15 protein-coding genes are annotated in these 14,764 nt (G+C 73.3%); 5 read left to right on the top strand and 10 right to left on the bottom strand.

Annotated elements, in window-relative coordinates; all coding sequences use genetic code 11:
* Positions 1-60: 60 nt before the first annotated feature.
* Genes cobS through ACQP0T_RS07975 form a run of 5 tightly spaced genes read right to left on the bottom strand, consistent with a single transcriptional unit; the run spans position 61 to position 4,149 of the window.
* Positions 61-804 carry an adenosylcobinamide-GDP ribazoletransferase gene (gene cobS, locus ACQP0T_RS07955; RefSeq protein WP_433871983.1) on the bottom strand — a complete coding sequence of 248 codons (744 nt, stop codon included), beginning with the start codon at positions 802-804 and terminating at the stop codon, positions 61-63.
* 1 nt (position 805) lies between these two features.
* A complete protein-coding gene (cobT, locus tag ACQP0T_RS07960) occupies positions 806-1,852 on the bottom strand; it encodes a nicotinate-nucleotide--dimethylbenzimidazole phosphoribosyltransferase (protein WP_433871984.1) in 1,047 nt (348 codons plus the stop codon).
* Between the two features lie 31 nt (positions 1,853-1,883).
* Positions 1,884-2,426: a bifunctional adenosylcobinamide kinase/adenosylcobinamide-phosphate guanylyltransferase gene (gene cobU / locus ACQP0T_RS07965; RefSeq protein ID WP_433871985.1), complete on the bottom strand. Its 543-nt coding sequence runs from the start codon at positions 2,424-2,426 to the stop codon at positions 1,884-1,886.
* A gap of 52 nt (positions 2,427-2,478) precedes the next feature.
* Positions 2,479-3,462, bottom strand: a complete 984-nt coding sequence (locus ACQP0T_RS07970; RefSeq protein ID WP_433871986.1) for an aldo/keto reductase family protein — start codon at positions 3,460-3,462, stop codon at positions 2,479-2,481.
* A 48-nt stretch (positions 3,463-3,510) separates the two neighbouring features.
* A complete protein-coding gene (locus tag ACQP0T_RS07975) occupies positions 3,511-4,149 on the bottom strand; it encodes a DUF3043 domain-containing protein (RefSeq protein ID WP_433871987.1) in 639 nt (212 codons plus the stop codon).
* A 240-nt stretch (positions 4,150-4,389) separates the two neighbouring features.
* Here ACQP0T_RS07975 and ACQP0T_RS07980 point away from each other — a divergent pair, with 240 nt between their 5' ends.
* Positions 4,390-4,749 carry a HesB/IscA family protein gene (locus ACQP0T_RS07980; protein ID WP_345365122.1) on the top strand — a complete coding sequence of 120 codons (360 nt, stop codon included), beginning with the start codon at positions 4,390-4,392 and terminating at the stop codon, positions 4,747-4,749.
* Positions 4,750-4,815: 66 nt separating this feature from the next.
* Here ACQP0T_RS07980 and ACQP0T_RS07985 read toward each other — a convergent pair whose 3' ends face one another.
* Positions 4,816-5,028 carry an RNA-binding S4 domain-containing protein gene (locus tag ACQP0T_RS07985; protein WP_433871988.1) on the bottom strand — a complete coding sequence of 71 codons (213 nt, stop codon included), beginning with the start codon at positions 5,026-5,028 and terminating at the stop codon, positions 4,816-4,818.
* A 129-nt stretch (positions 5,029-5,157) separates the two neighbouring features.
* Here ACQP0T_RS07985 and ACQP0T_RS07990 point away from each other — a divergent pair, with 129 nt between their 5' ends.
* Positions 5,158-6,087: a carbohydrate kinase family protein gene (locus tag ACQP0T_RS07990; protein ID WP_433873620.1), complete on the top strand. Its 930-nt coding sequence runs from the start codon at positions 5,158-5,160 to the stop codon at positions 6,085-6,087.
* A gap of 129 nt (positions 6,088-6,216) precedes the next feature.
* The gene (locus ACQP0T_RS07995; protein WP_433871989.1) at positions 6,217-7,692 is read left to right on the top strand and encodes an alpha-amylase; all 1,476 of its coding nucleotides are present in this window, start codon (positions 6,217-6,219) and stop codon (positions 7,690-7,692) included.
* 64 nt (positions 7,693-7,756) lie between these two features.
* Here the strand turns inward: ACQP0T_RS07995 and mmuM are convergent, their stop codons facing one another.
* From mmuM to ACQP0T_RS08015, 4 genes are all read right to left on the bottom strand, one after another.
* Positions 7,757-8,638, bottom strand: a complete 882-nt coding sequence (mmuM, locus tag ACQP0T_RS08000) for a homocysteine S-methyltransferase (protein ID WP_433871990.1) — start codon at positions 8,636-8,638, stop codon at positions 7,757-7,759.
* A 118-nt stretch (positions 8,639-8,756) separates the two neighbouring features.
* Positions 8,757-9,653 carry a sugar ABC transporter permease gene (locus tag ACQP0T_RS08005; protein ID WP_433871991.1) on the bottom strand — a complete coding sequence of 299 codons (897 nt, stop codon included), beginning with the start codon at positions 9,651-9,653 and terminating at the stop codon, positions 8,757-8,759.
* A complete protein-coding gene (locus tag ACQP0T_RS08010; protein WP_433871992.1) occupies positions 9,653-10,645 on the bottom strand; it encodes a carbohydrate ABC transporter permease in 993 nt (330 codons plus the stop codon). Before ACQP0T_RS08010 ends, ACQP0T_RS08005 begins: the two co-directional genes overlap by 1 nt.
* Positions 10,642-11,868, bottom strand: a complete 1,227-nt coding sequence (locus ACQP0T_RS08015) for an extracellular solute-binding protein (protein WP_433871993.1) — start codon at positions 11,866-11,868, stop codon at positions 10,642-10,644. The genes ACQP0T_RS08010 and ACQP0T_RS08015 overlap by 4 nt, the downstream gene beginning before the upstream one ends.
* A 168-nt stretch (positions 11,869-12,036) precedes the next feature.
* On the opposite strand from ACQP0T_RS08015, the gene ACQP0T_RS08020 reads away from it, so the two are divergent.
* A complete protein-coding gene (locus ACQP0T_RS08020) occupies positions 12,037-13,065 on the top strand; it encodes a LacI family DNA-binding transcriptional regulator (protein ID WP_345365136.1) in 1,029 nt (342 codons plus the stop codon).
* Between the two features lie 47 nt (positions 13,066-13,112).
* Positions 13,113-14,684, top strand: a complete 1,572-nt coding sequence (locus tag ACQP0T_RS08025; RefSeq protein ID WP_433873622.1) for a glycoside hydrolase family 13 protein — start codon at positions 13,113-13,115, stop codon at positions 14,682-14,684.
* The last annotated feature ends 80 nt before the right edge of the window (positions 14,685-14,764 follow it).

Here is a 14,764-nt window from a genome sequence, read left to right on the forward strand (position 1 = left end):
CCCTGTACCGCATGACTTGGTACGGGGTGCCCCGCACCCACGACCCGCCGGTCCCGGGGTTCAACTGGAGGCGGCTGCCGCGAGCACGAGGGTGGTGCCGACCTCGGTGGCGAAGCCGAGCACGTCACCGGTGATCCCGCCGAAGCGGCGCCGGACGTGCTCGACGACGGCGAGCAGGGCGGCCAGCGCCAGCACGAGCCCGGCGACGGCGCCCCAGCCGAGCAGGCCGGCGCCGGCACCGAGCGCACCGAGCGCCACCAGCCCGGCCCACCAGGCCAGCACGACCGGCAGCCGCTGGCTGCCCGCCACCAGCGCGCCGAGGCCCTCCGGCCGGGCGGCGGGAACCCCGGTGCGGCAGCAGACCAGGAAGCCCGCCCGCCCCGCGGCGCAGGCCAGCACCACCGCTGCCGGTTCGGCGCTCAGCTCGGCGAGGCTGGTCGCCTGCACGCCGACCACCAGGATCAGCGCGACCACGGCGAACGGTCCCGCGCCGCCGTCGCGCATCACCGCCAGCGCCCGTTCCGGCGGCCCGTAGCAGCCGAGCCCGTCGACGGTGTCGGCCAGCCCGTCCACGTGCATCCCCCTGGTGAGCAGCGCCAGCGCGGTGACCGCGAGCAGTCCGGCGAGCAGCGGCGGGGCGCCGAGCAGCGTCGCGAACCCGAGCACGGCGGCGGCCAGCGCGCCCAGCAGGGCGCCCACCAGCGGTGCGGCGGTGATGGCGTGCCGGGCGACGCGCTCGTCGACCCGGCCGACCGGCACCGGCAGCACGCTCAGCCAGGACAGGGCCAGGCGCAGTCCGCCCACCTCAGCTCCCGCTGACGCCGGCCTCGGCGAAGGTCGCCATCTCGCCGAGCAGCCGCACCGCGGCGGTGAGCAGCGGCAGCGCGGTGAGCGCACCGGAGCCTTCGCCGAGCCGCATGTCCAGGTCCAGCACCGCGGTGAGGTCCAGGTGTTCGAGCACGAGCGGGCCACCGGGCTCGGCGGAGCGGTGCCCGGCCAGCCACCACTGCCGGGCTCCGGGCGCGAGCTCCTCGGCGATCAGCGCGGCGGCCCCGACCACGACGCCGTCCAGCAGCACCGGGGTGCGGCGCACCGCGGCCTGGGCGAGGAAGCCGGTCAGCGCGGCGATGTCGGCCCCCGCCGAGGTGCGCAGCAGCGCCACCGGGTCGTCGATCACCCGGCGGGCGCGGCGCAGCGCATCGCGGATCGTGGCGGCCTTGCGCATCCAGGTGTTGTCGTCGATGCCGGTGCCGCGCCCCACCACGGCGACCGGCTCGGTCCCGGTGAGCAGCGCGATCAGCACCGCGGCCGGGGTGGTGTTGCCGATGCCCATGTCCCCGGCGACGAGCAGGTCGGCCCCGGAGTCGATCTCCTCGTCGGCGATGGTCCGGCCGGCCCGGATCGCGGCGTCCACCTCGTCCTCGGTGAGCGCGTCCTCCCGGTCGATGACGCCCGAGCTCCGGCGGACCTTGTGCGTGCTGATCGCCTCGGAGGTATCCACGGCGACGGCGAGGTCGACCACCCGCACGGTCGCCCCCGCGTTGTCGGCGAGCACGTTGACCGCCGCGCCGCCGTCGAGGAAGTTGCGCACCATCTGGCCGGTGACCTCGGCGGGGTAGGCCGACACGCCGTGCTGGGCGATGCCGTGGTCCCCGGCGAAGACGACCGCCCGGGGCCGGGCGAACGGGCGCGGCGGGCAGACGCCCTGCCGGGCCGCGACCCAGGTGCCGAGCTCCTCCAGGCGCCCGAGGGAGCCGACCGGTTTGGTGAGCTGCGCCTGCCGTTCCCGCGCCTGCTGCCGGACCTCGTCGTCGGGCTCCGGCACGGTCGGGAAGGCGGGATCGGTGGACAAGCGAAAAACCTCCGTGTTCCTCGGCGGCCGGTCAGCGCAGCCGCAGCGGGATGCCCGCGACGAGCAGCAGCACGTCGTCGCACCCCTCGGCGAGCCGGGCGTTGAGCGCTCCCAGCTCGTCGCGGAAGAGTCTTCCAGACCTGGTGCCCGGCACGACGCCCAACCCGACCTCGGCGGAGACCAGCACGAGCCGGCAGCGGCACCGCGCGACGGCGTCGACCAGCTCGGCGCACCGGTCGGCGACCGCGGCCAGCGCCGCTGGGTCGCGCTCCCACGCCCCGGCGTCGTCGAGCGCGGCGGTCAGCCAGGTCGCCAGGTCGTCGACCAGCAGCCACCGGTCCGGCCCGGCGGCCAGCAGCACCGCGGCGAGCTCGTCCGGACCGGCCTCGACGGTCCGCCAGCTCGCGGGGCGGCGTTCGACGTGCGCGGCGATCCGCCGCGACCACTCCGCGTCGTCCGGGTCGCGCCGGGCGGTGGCGACGTAGTCGACGTCCGCGTCGGCGGGCAGCAGCCCTTCGGCGTGCGCGGACTTGCCGGAGCGGGCCCCTCCGAGCACCAGCGTGCGGGCTGCCACCCGACCTCCTCGTGTTGCGCTCGCCCCGGGCCGGCGGGGCGGTGGCGGGCGTTCAGTGCGAGCCGGTCCGGCGTGGGTCGCTGGTGATCAGGTCGTCGAGGACGTCGTCGATCGCGTCGAGCACGTCCTCGTCGAGCACCACCCCGGCGGCACCGGCGTTGTCCACGACCTGCTCGGGCCGGGACGCGCCGATGATCGCCGCCGAGACGTTCGGGTTCTGCAGCACCCAGGCCACCGCGAGCTGCCCCATCGACAGGTTCAGGTCGGCGGCGATCGGGGTGAGCTGCTGCACCGCTTCGAGCACCTCGTCGTGCATCCAGCGGGCGATCGTCTCCGAACCGGACTCGTCGGTGGCGCGGGAGCCCTCGGGCGGCTGCTGGCCGGGCAGGTACTTGCCGGTGAGCACGCCCTGGGCCAGCGGTGACCAGACGAGCTGCCCGAGGCCCTCGCGCTCGGCGGCCGGGACCACCTGGGACTCGATGACCCGCCACAGCATCGAGTACTCCGGCTGGTTGGAGATCAGCGGCACCGACAGCTCGCGGGCCAGCTCGGCGCCCCGGGTGATCTGCTCGGCGGTCCACTCCGAGACCCCGATGTAGAGCGCCTTGCCCTGGCGGACCAGGTCGGCGAAGGCCGTCATGGTCTCTTCCAGCGGCACCTCGTGGTCGAACCGGTGCGCCTGGTAGAGGTCCACGTGGTCGGTCCCCAGCCGCCGCAGCGAGGCGTGGCAGGACTCCACGACGTGCTTGCGGCCCAGCCCCCGGTCGTTGGGGCCCGCACCGGTGGGGAAGTAGACCTTGGTGCAGATCTCCACGCCCTCGCGGCGGACCCCGGACAGCGCCCGGCCCAGCACCGACTCGGCGCGGGTCGCGGCGTAGACGTCGGCGGTGTCGAACGTCGTGATCCCCGCGTCCAGGGCGGCCCGCACGCACTCGACCGCCCGCTCCTCCTCGACCTGGGAGCCGTGGGTGAGCCAGTTGCCGTAGGCGATCTCGCTGACGGACAGGCCGCTGCTGCCGAGACGACGGAACTCCATGCGCCCGACCCTAGGCGATCCGGCGCGGGTCGCCGCCCCAGGCGGCGCTCAGCCGAGGGTGGCGGCGTCCTTGGGGGTGAGCCGCGGGCGCGGCACCCGCAGCTTGCGGATCTGCATGGCGCGGGTGAACACGTACCAGCCCAGCGCGAACGGGCGGTCCTTGGCATCGGGGAACTTGCGCCGCACCCGCTGGTTGACGTGGCGGCCGAGGATGGTCCCCTCGACGACCATCGTGATCAGCAGCGCCAGGCACAGCAGCGTCGCGTACTGCTGCACCAGGAGGTTCTGCACCAGCGTGGTGGCGAACACCACCAGCACCAGCGGCATGAACAGCCCCATCAGGTGCCGCCGGGTGTCGACGATGTCGCGGGCGTAGGCGCGCACCGGCCCCCGGTCGCGGGGCATCAGGTAGCGGTCGTCGCCCGCCATCATCCGCTCGCGGCGCTCCGCGGCGGCGGCGCGGCGTTCCTGCTTGGTGCCCCGGGCGCGCTTGGCGGCCTCCCGCTGGGTCTTGGGCGGAGGTGCCACCGGCCCCCGCCGCCTGCCCTCGGCCTCGCGGCGGGACGGCGTCGGGCGGCCCTTCTTCGGCGTGCGGTTCGGGGCGTGCTCCGCGCCGGTCCCGTCGTCCTGGGCCTCGGGATCGGTGGTCGCGGTCTGCTCAGCGTCGCTGCGGCGAAGGAACCTCACCCCTCCAGGGTATTCGACGCCGTCCGGGGCGTTGTACGAGACCGGACACGCCGGAGTGATGCGGACATCGACCAGGCACGTCCCGCCTGTTCGCCGCGAACGTGTGCCACCATGAGGGGTGGAGTACGACCGATCGTCCCCGGGCCACTCCCCACGGGCCCGACCCGGGGAATAGCCCGGCTCCGGGTGGGGTTGGACCTCATGCCGGAATCGGACGAGCGAGATCTCTAGGGAGAGTCCATGACCGCTCCAGACACCACCACCGAGGCGCCCGCCCACGGCGTCACGTTGACCGACAGCGCCGCGCAGAAGGCCTCCGCTCTGCTGGAGCAGGAGGGGCGCGACGACATGCACCTGCGCATCGCGGTCCAGCCGGGTGGCTGCGCGGGCCTGCGCTACCAGCTCTTCTTCGACGAGCGCACGCTCGACGGTGACGCCCGGGTGGAGTTCAGCGGTCTCGGCGTGGTCGTCGACCGGATGAGCGCCCCGTACGTGCAGGGTGCGGTGATCGACTTCGTCGACAGCATCGAGAAGCAGGGCTTCACCATCGACAACCCGAACGCGGGTGGCTCCTGCGCCTGCGGCGACTCGTTCCACTGACGCGCTCGTCGCCCGATTTCGCCGGAGGCCGGTGCCCGAGGGCGCCGGCCTCCGCGTGCGTCCGGGTCAGTCGCGGACGACCCGGACGGCCTCGCCGCCGAGCACGATCTCGTCGCCCGGCCCGAGCTGCTTGCCGCGCCGGGTCTCGACCGCGCCGTTGACCTCGACCTGCTCCTCCTCCAGCAGCGCCTTCGCCTCCGCGCCGTGCTCGACGAGCCCGGCCAGCTTGAGCAGCTGACCGAGCCGGATGGTGTCGTCCTGGATCCCCACTTCCCGCATGGCGCCATTGTCCCCCGGGCCGCTCCGGCGCCGCGCCGGTAGCCTGGTCGGCTCCTCGACCGCGATCCAGCAGGCAGGAGCGCCACCGTGCCCGTCGCCGTGACCGGCAGCATCGCCACCGACCACCTGATGCACTTCCCCGGCCGCTTCGCCGAGCAGCTCGTCGCGGGCGACCTCGACCGGGTGTCGTTGAGCTTCCTCGTCGATGGGCTGGAGGTCCGCCGCGGCGGGACCGCGGCCAACATCGCCTTCGCGCTCGGCGTGCTGGGGATGCGCCCGGTGCTGGTCGGGGCGGTGGGCGCCGACTTCGCCGACTACCGGTCGTGGTTGCAGCGCCACGGCGTCGACTGCGCCGGGGTGCACGTCTCCGAGGTCGCGCACACCGCGCGGTTCGTCTGCACCACCGACGAGGAGTTCAACCAGATCGCCTCGTTCTACGCGGGGGCGATGGCCGAGGCGCGCAACATCGAGCTCGCGCCGGTCGTGGTGGCCCGCGACGTGGACCTGGTGCTGGTGAGCCCGAACGATCCACCCGCGATGCTCCGGCACGCCGAGGAGTGCCGCCAGCGCGGTTACCGCTTCGCCGCGGACCCCTCGCAGCAGCTCGCCCGGCTGACCGGGGAGCAGGCGCGGCGGCTGGTGGCGGGCGCCGAGTACCTGTTCACCAACGAGTACGAGTGGGGCCTGCTGCGGCAGAAGACCGGCTGGACCGCCGAGGACGTCCAGGAGCGGGTGGGCACCCGGATCACCACCCTGGGTGCCGCCGGGGCCGAGCTCGTGGGCCCGTCGGGGGATCGGGTGCGCACCGCCGCCGTGCCCGCCGCGGCCGGGGTGGACCCGACCGGCGTCGGCGACGGCTTCCGGGCCGGGTTCCTGGCCGGGATCGAGTCCGGCCTGCCGGTGGAGCGCGCCGCGCAGCTCGGCTCGCTGATCGCGGTGCACGTGCTGGAGGTGACCGGGACCCAGGAGTGGTCGTGGGACCGCAGGCGGGCGCTGCGCCGCTTCGAGGCGGCCTACGGTGCGGCGGCGACCGCGGAGCTCGCCGAGGTGCTGCCCTGAGCCCGGATCCGCACCCGGCTTTGCAAACTTTTGCAGGCGATCTGGCTGGTGAGACCGGTACTGGTGGAGTATTGACTTAACAGCCGCAAGGAAATGTGATCGTGGGGCGACATCGATGAGGAGGTTGCCATGCGATTACCCGTACTGGTCGCGGTCGCCGCGCTGGCCGGCACCGCGCTGATCCCGGCCGCGCTGGTCCCGCCGGCCGGGGCAGCTCCGGCGCCGACCGGGGACCGCCCGGCCGCCGCGCCGGTGGACGGTCCGATCATCCAGATGTTCCAGTGGCCCTGGGAGTCGGTCGGCCGCGAGTGCACCGAGTTCCTCGGTCCCCGGGGCTTCGGCGCGGTGCAGGTCTCGCCGCCGCAGGAGCACGTCGTGCTCCCCGACCAGGGGCATCCCTGGTGGCAGGACTACCAGCCGGTCAGCTACCAGCTCGAGAGCAGGCGCGGGGACCGCGCGCAGTTCGCCGCGATGGTCGACACCTGCAACGCCGCGGGCGTCGAGGTCTACGTCGACGCCGTGGTCAACCACATGACCGGCAGCGGCTCGGTGGGCAGCGGCCCGGGCAACGGCGGTTCGGAGTTCGAGAAGTACGCCTACCCCGGGATCTACCAGGACGGCGACTTCCACGGGTGCCGCCGGGACATCGCGGACTACACCGACAAGTGGGAGGTCCGCAACTGCGAGCTGGTCGGCCTGGCCGATCTCAAGACCGGCAGCGGGTACGTCCGCGACACCCTCGTCGCCTACCTGAACGACCTGGTCGGGCTCGGGGTGTCCGGCTTCCGCGTCGACGGGGTCAAGCACATGCCGCCGGAGGACGTCGGCGCGATCTTCGGCGCGGTGCGCGACGTGCCCGGCACCGGGGCGCGGCCGTACGTCTTCCAGGAGGTCATCGCCGACGGGACCACCTCCGCGGCGGAGTACGCGGGCAACGGCGACGTCACCGAGTTCGCCTACCACGGCCGGGTCAGCGAGGCGTTCAAGAACGGGACGCTGGCGCAGCTCGGGTTCCTGGACCAGCAGATGACGCTGCCCGGCGAGCAGGCCGTCGTGTTCATCGACAACCACGACACCCAGCGCAGCACGCCCACCCTGACCTACAAGGACGGCGCCACCTACGACCTGGCCATCGCCTTCGAACTGGCCCACCCGTACGGCACGCCGCAGCTCATCTCCAGCTTCGCCTTCGACGACACCGACGCCGGGCCGCCCGCCGCGGCCGACGGCACCACCCTCCCGGCCGACTGCGGCGACCCGGCGTGGGTGTGCGAGCACCGGCGGCCGATGATCGCCGGGATGGCCGGGTTCCACGTCGCGGCCGGGGACGCCCCGATCACGAACTGGTGGGACAACGGCGGCGGTCAGCTCGCCTTCGGCCGCGGCGAGGTCGGCCACATCGCCTTCAACCGGGAAGGCGGCGAGCTGACCCGCACCTTCCAGACGTCGCTGCCCGCCGGGACCTACTGCGACGTGCTCAGCGGCGAGCCCACCGACGGCGGCTGTTCCGGCGGCACCGTGGAGATCGCCGCGGACGGCACCTTCACCGCCACGATCGCCCCGAATTCCGGGGTCGCGGTGCACGTCGGCGCCCAGGTGACCTGAGCCGTCCCAGGTGACCTGAGCCGCCCCGGGCGGACCGCTCCGCACCGGGGCGGCCCGCCCGTGGTCAGCGCAGCGCGGCGGCGAGCGCGCTGATCCCGGCGGGCGGCACCCGGCAGCAGCCGCCGATCAGCCCGGCACCGTCGGCGCGCCACCGGCGGGCGCGCTCGGCCGGCGGGACGGCCGGTCCCGTCCAGTCCCGGGCCGTGGCGTCCCAGATCTCCCCGCTGTTCGGGTAGACCACGACCGGTGCGCCGGTGATCTCCCGGGCGAGCGCGACCGCGCCGGTGGCGTCGTCGGGGGAGCAGCAGTTGACCCCGACCGCGATCACCTCCTCGGCCGCGGCGGCCAACCGGAAGGCGTCCGCGAGCGGCTGTCCGGCGCGGGTGCGGTCCCCGTCGATGGTGAACGACAGCCAGGCGGGCAGGCCCAGCCCGGTCACCGCGTCGATCAACGCCTCGGCCTCGTCGAGGTCGGGAACCGTCTCCAGCGCCAGCACGTCCGGTCCGGCTTCGGCCAGCACCTCCAGCCGGGGCCGGTGGAAGTCGTGCAGCTCGCGCGGGGTGAGCCCGTAGCGCCCGCGGTACTCGGAGCCGTCGGCGAGCACCGCGCCGTAGGGGCCGACGGAGGCCGCCACCCACCGGTCCGGATGACCGTCGGTGGCCTCCCGCGCCAGCTCCACGCCGCGCCGCATCAGGGCTGCGGCCTCCCGCCGGTCGATCCCGCGCGCGGCGAAGCCCTCGAAGCTCGCCTGGTAGCTCGCGGTGGTCGCGACGTCGGCCCCGGCGGCGAAGAACGCCCGGTGCGCCGCGACGACCGCCTCGGGCTCGTCGGCCAGCAAGCGGGCCGACCACAGCGCGTCGCCGAGGTCGTGCCCCCGCGCCTGGAGTTCCGTGGCCAGCCCGCCGTCCAGCACCAGCGGGCCACCACCGAGTTCGAACCGCCTCACCCCACCACTCTAGAAGCGTGGCCCGTCCGGGTGAACCCAGCGAGGTGAGGGGCACCTTCATCCGAGTAAGCCGGATGAAGGTGCCCCTCACTCACGACCACTTCGGGCGAGGTTCGGGTCAGCCCTTGACGCTGCCCGAGGACAGGCCGCTGACCAGGAACTTCTGCACCAGGTAGAACACGATCACGGCGGGGATCGCGACCATGACCGAGGCCGCCGACAGGTGCCCCCACTCGGCCCGGTTCTGCTGGACGAACACCTGGAGCCCGACCGCCAGCGTCTTCGAGCCGTCGTCGGCGGACAGGAACGCCGAGGCGAACGCCACCTCGCTCCACGCCGTGATGAACGCGTAGAAGGCGGTGACGGCCAGCCCCGGCCGGGCCAGCGGCAGCACCAGCCGCCAGAACACGCCGAAGGGGGCGAGCCCGTCGACCCGGCCCGCCTCGTCGATCTCCTGCGGGATGCCGTCGAAGTAGCCCTTGAGCATGTAGGTGCAGAACGGGATGGCGGTGGAGCAGTACACCAGCACCAGGCCGGGCGCGCTGCCCTGCAACCCCATGCTGAGCAGGATGTTGTAGAGCGGGACGATCAGCACCGCGAACGGGAACATCTGCACCAGCAGGAACGCCAGCAGCAGCTTGCCGCGGCCGGGGAAGCGGAACCGGCTGGCCGCGTAGGCGGTGGTGGCCGCCAGCGTGACGCCCAGGACCGTGGTCGCCGCGGCGATGACCACCGAGTTGCCGAACCACTGGAGGAACGCGCCCTTGTCCCCGGACAGCACGTCGGCGTAGTTCTGCCAGGTCGCGTCCTGGAACAGCGTCGGGGTGGTCTCGACGGCCTTCGCGTTCGGCTTGAACGACACCACCACGACCCAGAACACCGGGAACACCGCGACCAGCGACGCGAGCGCCAGGGTCGCGTGCAGCCCGGCGCTGGCCGCGCGGGACCGCCGCCGCCTGCTCCTCCCGGGGGCCGGCGCCGCGGTGGTGCGCAGCGTCGCCGCCTCGATCGACATCACAGCTCCTCTCCCTGCCTGCGCATCGCGCGGCGGTGGACGGTGGCGAACACCAGCAGCACCGACAGGATCAGCACGCCGTAGGTCGAGGCGATGGCGTAGTCGCGGGTCGCCCCGGCGAAGAAGCGCTCGAAGGCGTAGGTGACCAGGATGCGGGTGTTCGGGTTGTTCCCGGTCATCAGGTAGATCACCGGGAACATGTTGAAGGTCCAGATCACCCCGAGCAGCACCACCGTGCCCGAAACCGACCGCAGCCCCGGCAGCGTGACGCCGGTGAACCGCTGCCAGGCGTTCGCCCCGTCGATCTCGGCGGCCTCGTAGAGCTCGCCCGGGATGTTCTGCAACCCGCCGAGCAGCGCCACCATCATGAACGGCACGCCGAGCCAGACGTTGACCGCGATCACCGAGACCAGCGCCAGCCAGGACTGCCCCAGCCAGACCTGGCCGGGCAGCCCGACGAGCTCCAGCAGCCAGTTGATCAGCCCGTACTCGGAGTTGAACAGGTACTTCCAGGCGAAGGCGCTGATGAACACCGGCACCGCCCACGGCAGGATCAGCAGCACCCGGTACACGCCGCGCCCGCGCACCTGCCGGTTGAGCAGCACGGCGAGTCCCAGGCCGATGGCGTAGTGCAGGAACACGCAGGCGAAGGTCCAGATCAGGGTGCGCCCGAGCGTCGCCCAGAACGCGCCGTAGGCCGGGTCGCCGGAGAGCACGTCGAGGTAGTTCGCCAGCCCGACCCACTCGTAGCGCGCGGGCCGGTCCAGCACCGGGTTGGCGATGGTGGTGTCGTTGATGTCGGTCAGGCTGAAGTAGACGCCTTGCAGCAGCGGGAGCACCACGAGCACGGCCAGCACCAGTGCGACGGGCAGCACCATCGCGTAGCCGAACCAGTGGCGTTGCAGGAAGTCCCGGACCGTTCGGCGGCGCGGTGGGGCGTCCGGGCGCGCGGGGCCGCCCGCACGCCGTTCGGCGGTCGGCGCGCTGCTCATCGCCGCGTGTAACCGTCGAGGACGGTCTCGTGGTAGATCCCCGCCGTGCGGTCCAGCGCGGTCCCGGCGTCGGCGTGCCCGGCGAGCACCTGCGCGTAGGCGGTCTTGAGCGGTTCCAGCAGCTCGTTGCCCTCCGGGATCCAGGCGCGCGGCAGGGTGTTCTCCACCAGCGGCCGGAACGCCGAGACGACCGGGTGGTCGGCCACGGCGGGCTCGTCGTAGGCGGAGCGCCGGGTCGGCAGCAGGCCGAGCCGCTCGGCGATCGCGGCCTGGTTGGCGGTGCTGCTCATGCACTCGACGAACTTGGTGGCGTTCCCGGTGGCGTCGCTGCCCTGGCGCAGCACGTAGTCGTGCCCGCCGATCGGTCCGCCGGGGCCGGGCACCGGGGCGATGCCGAGGTTCTGCCCGTCCGCGAACAGCTCGGACTGCGACAGCTCGGGGATCACCCACGGGCCGTCCAGCACCATCGCGACCTCGCCGGAGGTGAACGCGGCCTTCATGATGCCGTAGGAGTTGGTCTGGTCGAGCGCGGTGCGCGCGGCGCCGGAGTCGATGAGGTCCTTGGCGATGCTCAACCCGCGCACGCTCTCCGGCGAGTCCACGGTGATCGTCCTGGTTCCGGTGTCGACCAGGTCGCCGCCCTCGGCGTAGAGGAACGGCAGCGCGTAGAAGGCGTCGTTGTTCAGGAACATGGCCCGGTCGCCGCCCAGCGCCGGGGCGATCCGCTCCAGGTCGGCCCAGGTGCGCGGCGGTTCCACGCCCGCTTCGGCCAGCGCCCGTTCGTTGTAGAGCAGCGCGAGCGTGTCGGTGACCTGCGGGACCGCGTAGGGCTTGCCGTCGTACCGGGTGGACGCGACCGGCTCGGGGAGGAAGTCGGCGGTGTCGGCCAACGGCGTGCCGCTGAGGTCCTGGATCAGCCCGGCCTGGGCGAGCTGGGCGACCCAGCCGACGTCGGCGCGCAGCACGTCCGGCCCTTGCCCGCCCTGCGCCGCGGTCTTGAAGTTGTTGAGCGCCTGGTCGAACGCGACCGTCTGCACGTCGACGGCGTAGCCGCCGGTGCGTCCGCACTCCTGCGCGATCTCGGTGAACACGGCGCTCTCGCCGGCGCCGCTGGTGTCCCAGTACACGACCGTTCCCGGGTCGCCCCCGGCGCTGGAACCGCAGCCCGCGAGCAGGCAGGCGAGTGCCGCGGCCGTGGCGGCGGCGGTGGCTCTGGATCTCATCGGAGGCAACCTCCTGCAAAAATTTTCTTCCGGATGGCGTTAAATTGCATACCTCTGATGTGACGTAAGTCAAGGACTTCGGGCTACGATTGAGTCATCATCGAGGAGCGTCGCCGATCGGGACCGGGACGCGTCTGCAAAATATTTCGGTCGGAGGAGGAACGGGCAGTGGCAGGTCTGGCCGACATCGCCAAGGCGGCGGGGGTGAGCGTGTCGACGGTGAGCCGGGTGCTCAACCGGCGGGCCGGCATCAAGGAGGACACCCGGCAGCGGGTGCTCGACGTCCTCAACCAGCTGCCGCACACCGCCCGCGGGCTCGGCGCGCTGCGACGCACCGGGGTCGTCGGCCTGCTCGTCCCGGAACTGTCCAACCCGGTCTTCCCGGCCTTCGCCGAGGCGCTGGAATCCCGCGCGGCGCAAGCGGGTTACGCCTCGCTGCTGTGCAACACGCGGGCCGCGATGTCGGAGAAGGACTACGTCCAGATGCTCACCGCGCGCGGCGTCGAGGGCATGATCTTCGTCTCACCGGAGATCGCCAACCCGGACAGCGACGAGCGCCGGAGTCGCCGCGAGTACGAGGAGCTGCTCGGCGAGGGCGTCCGGATGGTGTTCGTCAACGGCTGCGCGCCCAGCCTCGACGTCCCCGACATCACCGTCGACGAGCACCTGGCCGGCTACACCGCCGCCCGCCACCTCCTCGACCTCGGCCACCGCCGGATCGGCTTCGTCAGCGGCCCCGCCCGCGCGCTGCCCTCCCGGCTCAAGCAGGCGGGCTGGTCCGCCGCGCTGGACGAGGCCGGGGTGGAGCCCGCCGCGGAGCTGGTCGCGCACGCCGCGTTCGGCGCCGAGGGCGGGGCCGCGGCGATGGCCGAGCTGCTCGACGGGCCCCGGCCGACCGCCGTGCTGTGCTCCTCCGACGTGATGGCCCTCGGCGCGATGCGCGAGGCCAAGCGGCGCGGGCTGAGCACTCCGGAGGACCTGTCGGTGGTCGGCTTCGACGACATCGGCCTGGCCGCCTACTGCCAGCCCGCGCTGACCACGCTGGCCCAGCCGATCGCCGACATGGCCGCCGCCGCCGTCGACGAGCTCGCCCGCCGCCTGGACCCCGACGAGCCGCCGCGCCGCGCCACCAGCTTCAGCCGGATGTTCCGGCCGACGCTCATCGTCCGCGAATCGACCGCTGCGCCCCCGTCGTAGCGGGACCGACCGATGCTGCCGAACGAGTCCGAGGAGACGCAATGCCCGTGCAGTCCGAGTGGTGGCGTTCCGCCGCCGTCTACCAGCTCTACGTGCGCAGCTTCGCCGACGGGGACGGTGACGGGAACGGGGACCTGGCCGGAGCCCGGGGCCGCCTCGACCACCTCGCCGACCTCGGCGTCGACGCGGTGTGGCTGACCCCGTTCTACCGCTCGCCGATGGCCGACGGCGGCTACGACGTCGCCGACTACTGCGACGTGGACCCGCGATTCGGGACGCTGGCCGACTTCGACGACCTGCTCGCCCGCGCCCACGAGCTCGGGATGCGGGTGCTGGTGGACGTGGTGCCCAATCACACCTCCGACCAGCACGCGTGGTTCGTCGAGGCGCTGGCCGCCACGCCCGGTGATCCGGCCCGCGAGCGCTACCTGTTCCGCGACGGCCGCGGCGCGGACGGGTCGCTGCCGCCCAACGACTGGGAGTCGATCTTCGGCGGCCCGGCGTGGACCCGGGTGCCCGACGGGCAGTGGTACCTGCACCTGTTCGCCCCCGAGCAGCCCGACCTGAACTGGCGGAACCCGCAGGTCCGCGCCGAGTTCGCCAAGATCCTCGGGTTCTGGCTGGACCGGGGCGTCGACGGCTTCCGGATCGACGTGGCGCACGGCATGATCAAGCACCCCGACCTGCCCGACACCGGTCTGCACCGGCAGATCTCCCTGCTCGGCCGGGCCGAGCTGCCCTACTTCGACCAGGACGAGGTGCACGAGATCTACCGGGACTGGCGGCGGCTGCTGGACTCCTACGACGGCGGCCGGATCGGCGTCGCGGAGGCGTGGGCCCCCACCAGCGAGCGGCTGGCCCGCTACGTCCGCCCCGACGAGCTGCACCAGGCGTTCAACTTCGCGCTGCTGGAGGCGCCCTGGTCGGCGGCCGAGTTCCGGACCGTGGTGGCCGAATCCCTGGCCACCACCGAGCGCGTCGGCGCCACGACCACCTGGGTCCTCGGCAACCACGACGTGCGGCGGCCGGTGACCCGCTACGGCGACGGGGAGCGGGGTCTGCGGCGGGCGGCCGCCGCGGCGCTGCTGAGCTTCGCGCTGCCCGGCTCGGTCTACGTCTACCAGGGCGAGGAGCTGGGCCTGCCCGAGGTGCTCGACCTGCCGGAGGAGGTGCTCCAGGACCCGCAGCGCTCCAGCGGCGCCGACCGGGGGCGCGACGGCTGCCGGGTGCCGATGCCGTGGTCCGGTGCGCATCCCCCGTTCGGTTTCAGCACGACCGCGGCGAGCTGGCTGCCCGCCCCCGCGCGCTGGGCCGACCGCACCGTCGCCGCCCAGCGCGAGGCCCCGGCCTCGGTGCTGCGCACCTACCGCGAGGCGCTGCGGATCCGCCGCGAGCACCCGGCGCTCGGTGACGGGACGCTGCGCTGGCTCGACGCCCCCGAAGGCGTGCTGGTCTTCACCCGCGAACCGGGACTGGTCTGCGCCACCAACTTCGGGCCCGATCCCGTCGAGCTCGACCTGCCCGGGCGCCTGCTGCACCGCAGCGACGCGTTCGCGGGCCCGGTCCCGGAGTGGACCGGCACCCTCCCCGGCGAATGCACCGCCTGGCTCACCACCTGAAGCGCACAACACACCGGCGCCACCCGACCGTGAACTGAGTGAGGGGCACCCTTGCCCAAGTAAGGACCGCTTTCGCCAAT

Source organism: Saccharopolyspora sp. CA-218241 (assembly GCF_050954615.1).
Taxonomy (GTDB): domain Bacteria; phylum Actinomycetota; class Actinomycetes; order Mycobacteriales; family Pseudonocardiaceae; genus Saccharopolyspora; species Saccharopolyspora cebuensis.